Here is a 15,470-nt window from a genome sequence, read left to right on the forward strand (position 1 = left end):
TGGCCCGGCTTAGTAGTTATCAATCTGCGCACGCTGCAGCGATCCGCTGTAATCAATATAGACCGTCTTCCATTCGGTGAAGATGTCGAACACGGTCCAGCCGCCTTCGCGATGCCCGTTGCCGGTCCCTTTTACCCCACCAAACGGCATGTGCGCCTCGGCTCCGATGGTTGGCACGTTGATGTAGGTGATCCCCGCCTCAATATCCCGCACCGCACGGAAGGCATCGTTGACGTTCGAGGTGTAGAGGCTGGAGGAAAGGCCGTACGGGGTGTCGTTCAAAATCTCGATGGCATCGGTCAGGTCCCGCGCTTTCAGCACCGAAAGGACCGGGCCGAAAATCTCCTCCCGGGCAATCCGCATGTTCCGGTCAACATTGATAAAGATGGTGGGGTGGAAGAAGCAGCCGCGTGCCAACTCACCCTCATCGGCAACGTCGCCACCAAGCACGCACAACGCGCCTTCCTCGCGACCAATGCGGGCGTACTCCTGCACCCGTCCCAGCTGCTTCTGATTGATCACCGGCCCAACGTCCGTCCCTTCTTCCAGCCCCGGCCCCAACCGCAGCTTGGAGGCACGGGTGATAAGGCGATTGATGAAATCATCGTAAATCGCCTCGTGAAGGATTAACCGGCTGGTGGCGGTGCACCGCTGCCCGGTGGTCCCAAATGCCCCCCACACAACGCCATCCAATGCCAAGTCCAAATCGGCATCGGGCATCACAATCTGGGCGTTTTTCCCACCCATTTCCAACGAGACTTTTTTGTTGAGAGCTCCGGCGCGTGCGGCGATTTCGGCTCCAACCTGGGTGGACCCGGTGAAGCCAACCACCTTGATGGATGGATGCTCCACAATGGCCGCGCCACACTCGGCCCCGCCATGGACCACGTTGAACACACCATCGGGAAGCCCCGCTTCTTGCAGGACTTCGGCCAACAGATTGCCGGAGTGGGGCGCGTCCTCCGATGGCTTATAGACCACGGTGTTGCCGCACGCAAGGGCCGGGAAAATCTTCCAGCTTGGAACCGCCATTGGGAAATTCCACGCGGTGATGATCCCGCAGACCCCAATCGGCATTCGGAACGACAAGTTCATTTTGTCCGGAAGCTCGCTGGGGGTGTTGTAGCCGAACAACCGGCGGGTTTCGGTGGCGGAGTAGTAGGCGGTGTCAATCGCTTCCTGAACATCCCCTTTCGTCTCGAACACCGGCTTCCCCATTTCGCGGGTCATGGCGCGTGCAAGCTCCTCCTTCCGCTCGGCCAGAAGATCCCCGGCGCGGCGCAGGATGTCGCCACGTTTTGGCGCGGGGGTCATCCGCCATGTTTTGTAGGCTTCGTTGGCGGCGTGCGCGGCGGCGGCCACGTCGGCCTGGGCACTTAGCGGGAACGTGCCGATCACGTCGTCAAGATTAGCGGGATTGTGGTTCTGGAAGGTTTGCCCTTGCTGGGCATCAACCCAACGGCCATTGATGAAATTGCGAAACGATTCAGCCATGTTCCTGTGCTCGTTGATTTGGTGAATTGATAGATCTGTTGCTGCGGAAACGGGGGGCAAAATAGCACTCCCCGAAGGAAGCCGATGGTTTGGAAGGGTTACGAACAGGATAGCCGTTGCGCCATTGAATCACGGAGCAGGCAGGCGTATTTTTGAACATCTATCCATCATACCGCCTACCCACCATGCCGCTATCCAAACGGATGCCCGCCGCCGCCCGCCAGCTGGAATCAAAAAGAACGGGAACCTTCGATGACCTTCTGCGGCAGCGTCCGCCGGAGCTTCAGGAGATTGCCTTGCGGCTGCGCGCATTGGTGTGGGCAGCTTTCCCCAAGTCCCAGGAAACCATCTGGCCAACCGGGTGGCGAATGGCACTTTACAAGGAGCACGCCGAAACGTGCGGCATCCAAGTCAACAACGGATACTGCAACCTCTATTTTATGCGTGGTGCCGAACTTCCCGACCCTGATGGATTGCTGGTCGGGACCGGAAAAAAGATTCGCCACGTGAAAGTCCGCTCGATAGAAGAATTGGAGCAGCTATCGCCTTTGCTGAAAAAACTTCTGCGCCAGGCGAAGAAATTGGCAAAAGGGAAGGAGGGATAGGTAAGAGCCGACTGAGGTTGGGGTGGATTGGGGTGGGGTGGCATCGCCTCACCACCGTCGCGCCCCCCCCTGCTTCGCCCTGGCGGGCTGCGCGTCCCCCCAATGCTGGGGGGAAAAGGGTTTCTAGAAAGATTCGTTTCTCACGGTTGTCCCGGTCATCCTCTGCCAGCCCCTCCCCCAAAATTGGGGGAGGCGGGGAGGGGGCTGCTGCGATGGCGGGTTAGTAGGTTCCACCGTTTCCGGTATCACCCCCACCCAACCTTCCACCGCTGGGGGGTGGAGGGTTTTCGCAGCGGATGCTTCGGATTCGGGAGCTGGTTGCCGCACCCGCCGCTTCTGCAATCTTCCTTCCTTGCTTCCCACTTCCATCCATTTTCGTCATCTTGGTGCTGGCATTTCTTCCCTCTCCCATCTTTTTATCCTTTCCCTTCCGATATGCCAAACAACTACGAGCGCGAACTGACAACCGACCTGAACGACCAAACCCCCGACAAACCGCGTGGAATGGCCTTGCACAACCGCATCCTGATTGGGCTTGCAATCGGCGTGGCGGCGGGGCTTGCGGCCAACGGCATCTGGGGCGACGAGCATCCGGCCATTGAGTGGGTTATCGCCAACATTACCGACCCAGTTGGCAAGCTGTTTCTGCGGCTGTTGATGATGATTGTGATTCCGTTGGTCTTCAGCTCGCTGGTGGTTGGGGTGGCGGGCGTTGGGGAGATACGGAAGTTGGGGCGCGTGGCGGTGAAATCGTTTGCCTACACCATCGCCATCTCCGCAATCTCGGTAGTGATTGGGCTGACGCTGGCAAACACCATTGAACCTGGGAAGAAGGTGGACCCCGTGGTGGCCGAAAAAATGCGGGAGAAGTTCGGGGGGGATGCCACCAAACGGGTGGAGACCGCACAGAAAGATGCTTCCGCCAGCGACACCCCCCTGATGACTGTCGTGAAAACGATTGTCCCGGTCAACCCGCTGATGTCCATGTCCAGCGACCCTCCGAATATGCTCCACTTGATGTTCTTCGCGCTGGTGATTGGGATGGCTGCAACGCTTCTGCCCCGCCGCGTTGCCGACCCCTTCATCGGCGCGGTGGATGGGCTGTATCACATCACCGCAAAGCTGGTGGATTTGATTATGCGATTTGCCCCCTATGCCGTGGCGGCGTTGCTGTTCACCAATCTTGCCAGGTTCGGGGTGGACCTGATGGTGGCCCTGGGGTGGTTTGTGGTGGTGGTGCTGGCGGGATTGTCGTTGCATATGTTCGGGGTCTATTCCCTTTCCCTTATCCTCCTCTCAAAACTGAACCCGATTGAGTTTTTCCGGCGGGTGAAGATGGTGATTCTGACGGCGTTCTCCACCAGCAGCAGCAACGCCACGCTGCCGACGGCAATCCGGGTGAGCGAGGAGAACCTGGGCGCGCCGCGCGAAATCAACAGCTTTGTGCTGACGGTGGGGGCAACCGCCAACCAAAACGGGACGGCACTCTACGAAGGGGTAACAGTGCTGTTCCTTGCGCAGCTTGCCGGGGTGGACCTGACGCTGGGGCAGCAACTGATGGTGGTCTATCTGGCAATTCTTGGGGGGATTGGGACTGCGGGCGTTCCCTCCGGCTCCATTCCGTTTATCATTGGGGTGCTGGCAACCGTCGGGGGGGAGCCAACGCTGATCGCGATTATCCTTGGGGTGGACCGCGTGCTGGATATGTGCCGCACCACTCTGAACGTGGTGGGGGACCTCACCGCCGTCACCTACGTGGCTCACTCGGAAGGCTATGTTGTAATGAAGCAGGAAGGATAACCGCGATTACTTCAGTTTGAAGGTGTAGGTGATGGTCCCTTGCTGGGGAACTTGCGGCGCGTTTGGGGGAAGCGCCCTGGCGCGCGCCTTCCGCAGCCCCGCCGTGGCAGCGTTTACCAGCGATGCCGCCGCGCGGCGCACCGGTTGGATGTTCGTCACGCTGCCGTCTGGCATCACCGTAAACCGGAGCACAACAACGCCGCTAACATCTTCTTCATCGGGGTAGCGGGCGCTGGGTGAGGTAAGCCAGCCGCGCGTGCCAAGCCCCGCAACGGAGTAGCCGCTGGTGCTTCCGCCGCTTCCCCCCGCGGGCGTTGTCCCCGTTCCGTCCGGGCGCTGCCCCCCTTGTGTTCCCGATGGTGAGGAAGGGGAGGCTTGCGAGTTTGTGTTGGTTGTTGCTGGCGCGGTGTTCGGCTTTGTTGGCTTTGCCGTTGTTGCCGGAATCGTCTCACGCGAGGGGGTGTTCGTGGTTTTCGGGACCTCCACTTTTTGCGGGTCCGTTTTTGGCTGCGTTGTTGTTTCCGGTTTTTGGGTTGTTGTTGCTTGCTGCGGCTTCGGTTGCGGCACCGGGGTTCCGCGCATTGCCGGGCCGGCGGGTGCGTCCACGTTTGGCGCGCCGCCGCTTCCGCCCCATTCTATTTCAGTCAGTTCTTCCGGAGGTTTTGTTGGGGAGGCACATTGGGTAAACACCATCACCAGCAGCACCGCAACGTGGAGCGTCACAGTGGTGGCCATCGCAGCCCGGCGGTTCCGTTCCTGCGCAATTTTTTCCGGGATCTTCAGGTTGAATTCTGCCATGCCAAAAATCGGTTATCGGTTACGGAGAATCGGAGCCAGGCGATCCGCAGCGAACGTTTCTGCAAGCGTCCCTGCGGGCATTTCTTGCATCACCCCTCTGCTTGCCGTATCACCTCTTCAATAATCGTTGTCATCTTCGGTTCGGCGCTGTTGGCGGCGGCAATAATCTCGGCAATATTCACCGGCGCAAGGTTGTCGGGGAAGCACTCATCGGTGACGATCGAGATGCCAAAAACCTCCATCGCCATGTGGCGTGCGGCAATCACTTCCGGGACGGTGCTCATCCCAACAACGTCGGCCCCGATTGTCCGGAGGAATCGGTACTCGGCACGGGTTTCCAGGTTTGGCCCCGGCACCGCCACATAGACTCCTTTCTGCAGTTTGATTTTTTCCTGCAAGGCCACCTGTTCGGCAATCGCAATCAGCCTGTGGCTGTAGGGTTCGGACATATCGGGGAACCGCGGGCCCAGGGTGTCGTCGTTCGGGCCAATCAACGGGTTGTCGCCCAGCAGGTTGATATGGTCCTCCATAATCATCAGGTCGCCACGGCGGTAGTGTGGGTTCATTCCGCCGCAAGCGTTCGAGACAAAGAGCATGGCGATTCCCAGCGACCGCATCACCCGAACGGGGAAGACGATCTGGCGCATGGTGTAGCCTTCGTAGTAGTGGAACCGCCCTTGCATTGCCACCACGTCGCGCCCCCCCAATCGCCCCAGAATCAGCCGGCCATGATGCGATTCCACCGTGGAGATTGGGAAGTGGGAGATGTCGTCGTAGCTGATGCTGGCCACCGCTTCAATCCGCTCGGCCAGGCGGCCAAGTCCGGTCCCCAAAATTATCCCAATCGTGGGCCGAAACGGAACGCCGGTTGCGTTGATCGTTTCCTGAATTGTGGCAACGGCTTGGGCTATCTGCTGGCTGTGGGTCATCGGTGTTGCGTTGGGTTGGTCCTGTTGATTACGCTGCGCTGCCGATTGCAGCACCCTTTGAACGATAGATGAAATCATGGCGTGCGACGCGCTGATGGATATGCCAATGGATGTTCCGGCGGCACGAATATACCGACGGGTGATCGCATCAATGCAACGGGCGTTTCTTAATCATCCCCCCCTTGGTGTCGTTGATGCTGTGCTGGATCACGAAGGCATCGGGATCAATCAGGTCAATCTCCTGTTGCAGTTTCGACAACTCTAGCCGCGTCACCACTGTGAACACGATGTCAATATCCTGCTGCACGTCCCCTTGCTTACCGTATCCGCCCGCCCCACGGTACATCGTCACGCCGCGCCCAACTTTCTCGATAATCGCAACGCGGATCGGGTCGCTGTACCGGTGCGAGATGATCGTCACCCCAACGTATTCCTCGATACCTTCAATGATAAAATCCACGGTGCGGGAAGCCGAAAGGTAGGTCAGCATGGCGTAGAAGGCCGTCTCCAGGGTAAGCAGCAGCGCGGCGGTGCTGAAGATCAGCACGTTCAGCACAAAGATCACATCGCCGATGGTCATGCTGGTTTTGCGGCTGATGAACAACGCCAGCACTTCGGTCCCATCAATCACCGCGCCGCCACGCATGGAAAGCCCAATTCCGCACCCCAGAAAGAAACCGCCGAAGACGGCAATCAGCAGTTTATCGGTGGTGACAACGGGATAGGGAATCAGCAGCAAGCAGAGCGACAGCCCAGCAATCGCCAACCCAGTCTTGACCGCGAAATTGCGCCCCACCTGGAAATACCCCATGGCAATGAACGGCGCGTTCACCACGCAGATCAGCAGGGCGATATCCCACCCCGTAAGTTTGTTCAGCAGCAGCGAGATTCCGGTAACGCCGCCATCCAAAAAATTGCTTGGAAGCAAGAAGCCTTTTAACGCCAGCCCCGCGCTAAGCACCCCAAGCGCGATAAATATTCCGTTCCGCAGCAGCTGCCCGGCGCGTGGCCGCAGTGTGGAGAGTGTGGAGAGTTGGGAATCGTGCATGCAATAGAGTTTTTGTGGATATGGGTTTCGGTTTCCTGAAGATCGTTTTTTTTCTTGATACAACGCGCCCGCGAAGCCGAAGCAACGAACGCAAAGAGCCTATCTGCACCTGCGCAGATAGGCTCTTTTGCTGTTTACTCACCCCGCTTGTTCGGGGCGTGCGGCGCGGAGCCTTTACGGTCCCACCAACGTGCTAACCAATGCATCGGCATCGGCGGGCGTGTTCGGGTTGGCGTTCTTTTCGCTTTCTGGATAGCTCCAACGCTTCGGCACGCGCGACTCCGGCAACGTTCCGGTGCGGCGCATATCGTGGTAGGCCTGGCCCTCCAGGAATAGCTCGATATACTTCTGCTGCAGGACCTCGGTAATCGTTGCGGCGGCATCGCTAGAGCTGAAATCGGCAAGGCCGGCGGCGGTGCGGATTTTGTTCAGCTCCGTCACGGCATTCGTGACGCTTCCCACGCGGGCTTCGCACTCGGCAACGATCAAGGTGTTCTCCTCGAAGGAGATCATCGGGAAGTCATCGCCAAACTGGCCGTACTTCTTTAAGCTGGCCGCCTTCTTCGGATTCAACTCATCCTCCGTGGCGTTGGCTTGGCCATGCGCGGCAAGCCCAACGAAGTTGCCATCATCGTTCGGCGTGAAGTACTCGGCGCGGCGTGTGTCGTTGCTGTCGGCAGCAAGCAGGTTCATCAGCGTTTTTTCCACAACGATCGGCTGTTCCCCGGGGACACCTTCGGTTAGGGACCAATGGCCCCATGGTGAGTATTCGCCTATGGTTTCGGTGTAGATGGCAAGCAGGTTTCCGTCGGCAGCGGCAATCCCTTGCTTGGCCTCGGCAAGCGACTCGGCATATTTCTTGACGTGCAAGAAGTAGCGTGCCTTCAAGGAATGGCAAACTGCTGTCCACTTGGCACCATCGCCACCGAAGTTCAAATCTTGCACAAGCCCGCCGGCCTTTGCAAAATGTCCCAACGCCTCGCTGAGCAGGCTTTGCACCTTATCGTAGGCGGCGGCCTGCGTGACAAATGGCGATGGTTCCAGCCCGTTGATTTCAATCGGGATGGATCCGTACATCGCGGCAAGCTCACCAAGCACCAATGCTTTCAAGGCTTTGGCGATTCCCAATGCCGCTTGGTTTTCCCCTTCGGATCCCAGGTTGACTTCTGGGGCATACTTCAGGATGTCGTTGGCAATCCGCACAGCGCGGTAGCCATTCAGCCAGTTGTCGTTGGTTGGACCATCTTCCGATTGGATATAGTCGTTCCATCCAACCGGTTGCGGGCGTGCCAAGCCGGAGCCGCACATCTGCCAGGTCCAGATGCTGTTGAGGCGCGAGCGGTCGCCGCTGTAGAAGTCGCCGGTGATGCTTTGCAGCCCAACCAGCAATCCCAGCACTCCATCCCTTGATTTCAGCTTTGCTTCGCTGATGCCGTTGGGGTCCTCATTGATAGATTCATCAATGGTGCAACCGCCAATTCCAACCATCATCAGCAGAAGGAAAGCACTGCCGATGATCCCTGTTATTGTCTGTTTTATCGGTATCTGTTTCATGGTTGCCTCAATGGATGGTTAGTAGGTAAGCGACAGGTTAAAACGGAGCGAGCGGGTTTGCGGCAGTGTGAAGTAATCAAACCCGCGCCCTTCGGCTTGCTGGAAGTTGTTGACTTCTGGGTCGTAGCCGCTGTAGTCGCTGATCGTCAGCAGGTTGCGGATTGCCACGCCGATGGTTGCTTGGCTGATAGGAATGCCCCAATCGGGCAACCCGTCAAACGTGTACTCGGCATGAACCTCGCGCAGTTTGATGTACGATCCATCCTCAACGTGTGCTTCGTCCGGACCATCAAGGAAGCTGTTGGCGTACTGGCGGTAGTAGGATTTCCGCGTGATTTGGAACGCGGAGTCTGGGTTGGAAATATCCATGACCTTCTCCCCACGGTCGTTCACCCACAGTTCGTCGCGGTCTTTGGTGTCGGCATGGGTGCCGAAGTTGTACAGTGCGCCCCGTGTTCCGTTCCATACGTCTTGCCCGAACGAGGCATCGAACAAGAACCCAATGCTCAGATTTTTAAGCACCCTGAAATCATTGCTCCAGGAGACTTGGAAATCGGGATCGGTGTAGCCCACAATCTGTTGGTCGGGATCAATCACTGGAGTTCCCTTGTAGGGATTCCCAAAGTAGTCTTCGGCGGTGTCAAGGTTGCCGTTCTTGTCGGTGTAGATGTCCCCCGAATAAACACGGTTTCCGTTGATGTCGCGTAGCCACCCGGTGGCGCGAATTGCCCCCAATGGTTTCCCTTCCACTCCAACGTTGACCGCACCGGTAAACCCACCTTCCAACTGCACAAATTCCGCACCCGAGAGCTTGGTCACCATGTTGGTGTTTTTGGTGTAGTTGATGTTCGTGCTCCAGGTGAAGTCCTCGGTCCGAACCGGCGACGCGCTAATGCCAATTTCCACCCCTTCGTTCCACATCTCCGCACTGTTCCGCAACTGCTGGTCGAAGCCAGAAGAACCCGGAACCGGTGTCCAAAGGATCATGTTGGTGATGTCGCTGTGGTAGAAGGTGGCCTCGATGCCGATCATGTCGTTCAGGAATCCAAGGTCAATCCCGAACTCATATTCGGTGTTCCGTTCCGGCTCGATATTGGTGTTGCCGGTGGTGACAAAGGCCGTGTAATCGCCGGGGCCTTGCTTGATTCCAATCTGCCCGTTCCGCCCTGCGGAAGTTTGACGGCTCCACGGCTCGGGGAATCCTGCGGTGTTGTACAGAATGTTGGTTGCATACGCGCCCGGAAGCGAAGGCGACCCAGCCGCGCCGTAGGAACCACGCAACCGCACGTTGCTGATCACATCCTTTGTCCCCTCCATGAAGGACTCATCGGAAAGGGTGTAGGCAAGGCTGGCTTTGGGATAGGTGTGGAACTGCTTGGAGGTCCCGAACGTGGAGCTTCCGTCGCGGCGGACTGCCAGCGTTAGGCTAAGGCGATCCATCAGCGTTGCCGTTGCTTGGGCAAACAACCCCACGGTTTTCGATTCGGCCGTTGACGACTCGGCATCAATGCTTGCACCCGCTTTCACTTCATCAAAAAAGGAGAGCGTTTGGGTGGACTTGCTCACATCGCTGGTCGCTTTCCCCCAAAGGATTTGGCTCCCCAACGTCACTTCCACCAACAGGTCGTCGGTGAACTTGTAATCCACGTTCGCCGTCAGGTCCAGGTTGATGTTGCTTGTGGAGAAATTGAAGTGACGGATTTGGCCCAACCGCCCGTCGCTGGCCGCGCTGCCAACGGCAAGGCGTTCAAGGTTCCGGTGGTCGTAGCGATCCACCCCCAACACGCCGCCAAGATTCAGCCAATCGAACATATCAATGGAGACCTTGGAGCTGTGGATAAACCGGTTGATGTTGGTGTTAAACTTGTTGTTGTGTTGGGTCCAGATTGGGTTGTCGTACGCCGCAAAACGGCGTTGCGTTCCGTCTGGCTCCAGATACTCTAGGCTGTTGAACTCCGGCGGAGTACGCAACCCGCCCAGCAGAATGCCCGCCGTGTTGCTTCCGTTTTGCGGAAGGTCGTTGTCAATCTGGATGTAGTTGGAGTTCGACTGCAGCATGACGTTCGGAAGAACCTGGGTGCCGATATTCATGCGCACGCTTTTGCGGTCCAACTCGGACCCGATCACGAAGCCTTCTTGATCCAGCCACGTGCCGGAGATCAGGTAGTTGGTTAACCCCGCGCCACCGGAAACCGAAAGGGTGGATTCCCACGATTCCCCGGTGCGGAAGACATCGCTGCTGTGGTCGTAGGTTGGCGTTCCGTCGGCCAGTTTCGCACCGTAGGATTGCGACCCACCTGGAGTTCCTGGTTCCCCATTTTGCCCCGGCTTGTAGGGGATGGTTTGCCCATAAATCCGTTGCAACGGGACCTCGCCCACCTTGTTGTCCGTTTGGTATGCTGTGGAAAGCGTCACGCGTGGTTTGTCGCCAATGGCTTTCCCTTTTTTGGTGGTGATAATCACCACACCGTTGGCGGCCAAGGACCCGTAAATGGCCGCTGCCGATGCCCCCTTCAGAACCTCCATGGACTCAATGTCGCTGGGGTTGATGTCCACCGCGCGGTTGCTTAGTTGGACGTTCCCCCCCTGGAACAGGTCCCCTTGTTGGGAGCTGTTATCAATCACCACACCGTCCACAATGTAGAGCGGTTCGGAGCTGCCGGAGATGGTTTTGCGTCCACGAATCGTGACGTAGGTTCCCGCGCCCGGAACGCCGTTGGTGCGGGTGACGGTTACGCCAGTTACGCGCCCGGAGATCGCGTCAATCGCGCTGGGGGTTACGGCCCGCGCCACTTGTTCACCATCTACCGATCCGATAGTGTTCCCCAATTTTTTCCGTTCGGTTGCGCCGCTTAGGCCAACCACCACAATCTCATTCTGCTGCAACGCCACGCCACGCAGGCTGAAGCTGAGATCGGCGGTTTCCCCCGATTTCACATCGGCCGATTTGGCAAGTTTGGTGTAGCCAATCGCACGCGCTTCCACGCTAACTTTTCCGGCTGGGACGTTGCGGATGGTGAATTTTCCGTTGCGGTCGGTGATGGCACCGATCTTCTGGCCAACAACCTGCACGGTTGCGCCAGTTACCGGACTTTTCGTGTCGGCATCGGTAACCGAGCCTTGAATCGTTCCGGTGTTTTGGGCCTGTAGCCCAGTTGCTGCAAGGAACAGCAGCGCAGCCGTGCTTAGAAGCCGGCCGGCACTTGTTGTCCTATGAACGTTAGCGGCACTTGCCGCCTTCGTCGAACTGCACAATGTTCGCCGATAGCTCATGAGGTACTCCTCTGGTAAGTTTTTGGAAAACGGGTTGATGTATTGGTTGCCAAGTCCAACATTGCGCAGCGTTAAGAACCATTCATGCGGCAACGGCAGGCAACGCCGTTTGCACGCGATGCGCGTGGACCTTGCGATGACGAGACTACTTGGTTAGCCGATGATCCTCCTTTATTCAGCAGAAGTTTAGGCCGATACCCACTCCCATGGGCGGAAGTGGCAAGCAAGGCAGACGATGGAAGAGAACGAAGCGGGACAGAGAAGCAGCATTGCTCCGAAAGCAAGCCACCGAAAAGGAGCCGGCACACCACACGCGCAGCCGGCAGCCAAAGGATAGATACGTCAAGGATAAAAAAGGGGGGATGCCGAACATCGTGAGGAGCGTCCCCCCTTCTACTTTCTGCGGAGTGCGTTGGGATGGGGCACAGGATTGAGAGGGCTTACGGCGGCAATGCCACACGCTGCAAACGCAGGGCTTGCGTGCCAGATTCCTGCTTTGGCTAAAGTAACATCACCTTCCCGTAAAACCAAGAGGGCGAAGGGAAGAAAATCGCGGGAATGAAGAAGGACAGCATAATTGTTGCCCAGTCTTTCGGGGGCTATTCGGCTTCTATTTGGCTGCGAAGCCGTATCCGCTCCGATTCGGCACGGCGGCCAGATTGGAGCAAGGCCTGGCAGAGCAACGCCGCAAGCTCCTCATCGTTCGGCAGCCAGTCGAACCCGATGGATAGAACCTGTTCGGCACCGGCTGCGTCCCCTTCGCGCAGCAATGCTTCCCCAACCTCAATCATCAACGCCCGCATTCTTGTCTCCAACTCTTCCCGCAATGCCTCGAAGTATTCGTGGTACAACCCGGGGAAGGGGACCTCGCCGGCAAACAGCGTTGCGGCTTGAACCATCCCCTCGCGTGCCCTGCCAAACGCACGTTCCCGCAGAAGCCGTTGGACGGCGTTCATCGTTTCATGGATATCCACCAGGTCCACCCGCACCCGCTGGAAGTTCAGCCGGATGGCATCCTCATCCCGCAGGAACGCATCGTCGCCAAGCATCTTCCGCAAGCTGGCAATGGCCATGTTGACGGTTTTGCGGGCCAACTCAAAATCTTTCCCTTCCTCCCCAGCGGCCAGCCGGTAAAACTCTTGCTTCGCCAGCGGGCGGCGGGCTATGCGGTCCGCAGCAAGCAGCCCAACAATCGCCTTCATCCGCCCGCCACGCACCGATTGCTGCGGCTGGCCGGGGATGGTGTACTCCACGCGCCCAAGCAGGGTGATCGCAATTTTTTCTTCAGCCGTTGGCGCGGCAGCCGTGGCTTGCTTCGGTTGCCGGGCGCGATGCTCGGTGGCAAAACCCTGGGCACCGCTGCGCCGCGAATCGGAATCGCGCTGGCTTAGGAAGTGGCCAAAGCGTTCAAGGATATGAAGGATTGCCGGGAACATCTTCCGGTCCGCCAGCCAATCCAGCCCACCCGAAAGTGCGGAAGCCGCCACCCCCGCCAGCTGGGCGTACTCCTGAAGCAACCCACACTCATTATCGGTAATCAGGGTAAGTGCTGCGCAAAGGTCCAGAACCTGCTCGATACGCACAATCGGTTTGGCAAGAAGCTCCGTTGCCGCTTGCACCGCTGCGGCGGCGGCCCCTTCGGTGTGGGCAGCAACCAGCGGGCGGAGCCGGGAGTGCTGGAACCGCTCGTCCAGAAGCAGCTGCGGGAAGGTGGCGGGGTTTTGCAGCAACAGCATCACCCCCAATTGCGGATGGTGATACCGGAAAGTGAACTGCTCCGCAACCGCTGCGGCAACATCGCCCGCGCCCACAAGCCACGCCACGCCGGCGGCAACGCTGGTGTTAATCAGCCGCCGCTGCGTTGCCGAAAGCTGGTCGTGGAAGGCAATCAATTCCTGCAAGCCAGCGGCGGGGTCCGCTCCGGTAAGCCACAGCGCGCACTGGCGAACCATGGCCGACTCCCAGGCATATTCCAACACCTGGCGATCCTTCGCGTGCTGGATGAACTCCTCGCACATCGGCAGCAATGTGCTTACCGCGCCAATCGAGTACCACAGCCGGATGCCGATCATCGGCGTGGAAAGATTCAGCCCAGCCCCAACTGCCTCCACCTGGCGCAGCATCACAAAGGATTCTTCCAGCTCGCCCGCGTTTTCAAACATCAGGATGAACAGCGGAAGAATGTTGCGGCACACGCCGTTGCGGTAGGCATCGGTGGTTGCGGGATTGGCCAACGCGCCGTCAATCGTCTGCTTCAACTGCCGCAGCCCGGCGCGGTTGCCGCTCCCCTGGTGAACCATTCCAACCAAATAGGCATACCGCATATAGCTCTCGTGGCGCACAAGTTCGGGGTGGGCATCTATCAAAGCGGTGGCCACTTGCTGGGCAATCTGTTCTTCCGGCGGATAGCCCCGATTCCCCTCCAACGCCAACCGAAAATTCACCGCCAGCAACCGCCAATGAAGCAGCTCGGGAGCCTCCAAGCTCATGGCAATCTGCCAGTACTTTAGGATGTATTCTTCCCACTCCGGCGCATCGTTGTCGCGGCGGAGCGAGCGGATCAGGCAGTTCAGGTAGAGCAGCCATGCCTGGGCATGGTCGGTGGGTTCCCAGCGGATCTGGCTGTGCTCCAGCAACACCCCCATTGCCTTCCCAACCGAAGGCGCAAGCCGCCAGTCGGCAGTGTAATCAAGCTCTAGATAGACCCAGGAGAGCGATCCCCGGAATGCTTCCAACGCCAGATTGCTGCCAACGCTCACGTGCGGCCCGCAATCGGCAAGGAGTTCAAAAGGGAGGATGGAATAGAGCGGGGTTTGCCGTGCGCAGATTTCCATCAACCGCTGGATGGGGAGCTGGGCGTTGCCGGCCAGATGATGGTGAAGCAAGGTGTGCGTGAACGCCAGCAACGGCTTGCGGCTGAAGTCTCGGGAAAGGTGTTTTGAGATTGTGTGGGAGGTTGCCAGCACGCCTTTGAATAGTAGTTGTTCAATCAAGCGGTCAGCATCGTCCAGAAGCAGGGCGGCGGTTTCGCGCGCGAACACCTCTCCCAACATTGCTAACTGCCCGGCGGCGTGATGTTCTTCCGCGGTAAGATGCGCGGTCATTCCTTCGGACAACAACCTCACGTTCCGCTCCAGCGTTCCGATAAAGCCCGAGCGGTCGAACCGCAACCGAACCTCGTCGGCCATTACCCCTTGGTCCATCCTGACGGCAGTGCGAAGCGCGGACCGGAGCGCCAGCGGATTCCCGAACGTTTTTTGGCGAAGCTGCGCCACAAGCTCCGGCTCGTCGGCACGGTTGAACAGGGCTTGCCACATCTGCTCGGTTTCACATTGGCTTAGGCCGTGAAGCTCCATTTCCAGAGTAAGGTATGGCTCGATAATCCCGCGCACCGGAAGCTCCAGCGGGCGCGCCGAAAGGAGCAGGGCGAAGGGTTCATCGGCCACGGCGTTGATAAGCATGGCAAACTCACGCACGGTGTCGCCCGCCAGCAGGTGGACATCCTCCAGAACCAGCAACATCCGCCGCAACCGCGACAAGCGTTGCAGCGCGGCCACCACCGCCATTGTGGTTGCGTCCGGTTCTTTTTTCAACAACGCCCGAAGCTCCGGCGACAACCAGAGCGACCGCGCAACCAACGCCACCACAGAAGTTGCCCCCCCGGGGTGAAATTTTGCCCGCACCACAACCCCGCCAGCCTCCTCATTTGCCAACAACAACTCATCGAACAGCCGCGACTTCCCAACCCCTGCTTCCCCAACAACCAACGCAGCGCGCAGCGTCTGTTGATCGCCGGAGGCTTCCCAGAACCCCATGATTCTAGATCGTTCCTGTTCCCGCCCAACAAAGGGGAGAATACCGTGGTTGGCAAAATCGAGTAGGGCCTGCATCTGGCGAAAAATCGAGCGTTAAAGGTTTTATGGAAAAAAGGGGGGGGGCGGAGGCCTGGTAGCATCAAGCGACTTGTTC

At 58.5% G+C, this 15,470-nt stretch carries 9 protein-coding genes; 2 read left to right on the forward strand and 7 right to left on the reverse strand.

The annotated features are described in order from the left end of the window. Positions 1–9: 9 nt before the first annotated feature. Positions 10–1,494: an aldehyde dehydrogenase family protein gene (locus tag IPM61_05490; GenBank protein MBK8910766.1), complete on the reverse strand. Its 1,485-nt coding sequence runs from the start codon at positions 1,492–1,494 to the stop codon at positions 10–12. 185 nt (positions 1,495–1,679) lie between these two features. Here IPM61_05490 and IPM61_05495 point away from each other — a divergent pair, with 185 nt between their 5' ends. Together IPM61_05495 and IPM61_05500 are read left to right on the forward strand one after the other, a co-directional pair. Then, complete coding sequence (locus IPM61_05495) at positions 1,680–2,099, forward strand: DUF1801 domain-containing protein (GenBank protein ID MBK8910767.1); 420 nt, start codon at positions 1,680–1,682, stop codon at positions 2,097–2,099. Positions 2,100–2,534: 435 nt separating this feature from the next. After that, positions 2,535–3,899 carry a dicarboxylate/amino acid:cation symporter gene (locus IPM61_05500; GenBank protein MBK8910768.1) on the forward strand — a complete coding sequence of 455 codons (1,365 nt, stop codon included), beginning with the start codon at positions 2,535–2,537 and terminating at the stop codon, positions 3,897–3,899. A 6-nt stretch (positions 3,900–3,905) separates the two neighbouring features. Here IPM61_05500 and IPM61_05505 read toward each other — a convergent pair whose 3' ends face one another. From IPM61_05505 to IPM61_05530, 6 genes are all read right to left on the reverse strand, one after another. Further along, complete coding sequence (locus tag IPM61_05505) at positions 3,906–4,697, reverse strand: TonB family protein (protein MBK8910769.1); 792 nt, start codon at positions 4,695–4,697, stop codon at positions 3,906–3,908. A gap of 89 nt (positions 4,698–4,786) precedes the next feature. Next, positions 4,787–5,626 carry a purine-nucleoside phosphorylase gene (locus IPM61_05510; GenBank protein ID MBK8910770.1) on the reverse strand — a complete coding sequence of 280 codons (840 nt, stop codon included), beginning with the start codon at positions 5,624–5,626 and terminating at the stop codon, positions 4,787–4,789. A 148-nt stretch (positions 5,627–5,774) separates the two neighbouring features. Continuing rightward, positions 5,775–6,674 carry a YitT family protein gene (locus IPM61_05515; protein MBK8910771.1) on the reverse strand — a complete coding sequence of 300 codons (900 nt, stop codon included), beginning with the start codon at positions 6,672–6,674 and terminating at the stop codon, positions 5,775–5,777. 174 nt (positions 6,675–6,848) lie between these two features. Further along, a complete protein-coding gene (locus IPM61_05520) occupies positions 6,849–8,228 on the reverse strand; it encodes a RagB/SusD family nutrient uptake outer membrane protein (GenBank protein ID MBK8910772.1) in 1,380 nt (459 codons plus the stop codon). Between the two features lie 18 nt (positions 8,229–8,246). Next, positions 8,247–11,501: a SusC/RagA family TonB-linked outer membrane protein gene (locus IPM61_05525; protein ID MBK8910773.1), complete on the reverse strand. Its 3,255-nt coding sequence runs from the start codon at positions 11,499–11,501 to the stop codon at positions 8,247–8,249. Between the two features lie 599 nt (positions 11,502–12,100). Next, positions 12,101–15,316 (reverse strand): ATP-binding protein, encoded by a 3,216-nt coding sequence (locus IPM61_05530; GenBank protein ID MBK8910774.1) that lies wholly within the window; start codon positions 15,314–15,316, stop codon positions 12,101–12,103. Between the last annotated feature and the right edge of the window lie 154 nt (positions 15,317–15,470).

The organism is Chlorobiota bacterium, assembly GCA_016710285.1.
In the GTDB taxonomy this organism is placed as follows: Bacteria; Bacteroidota; Ignavibacteria; order OLB7; family OLB7; genus OLB7.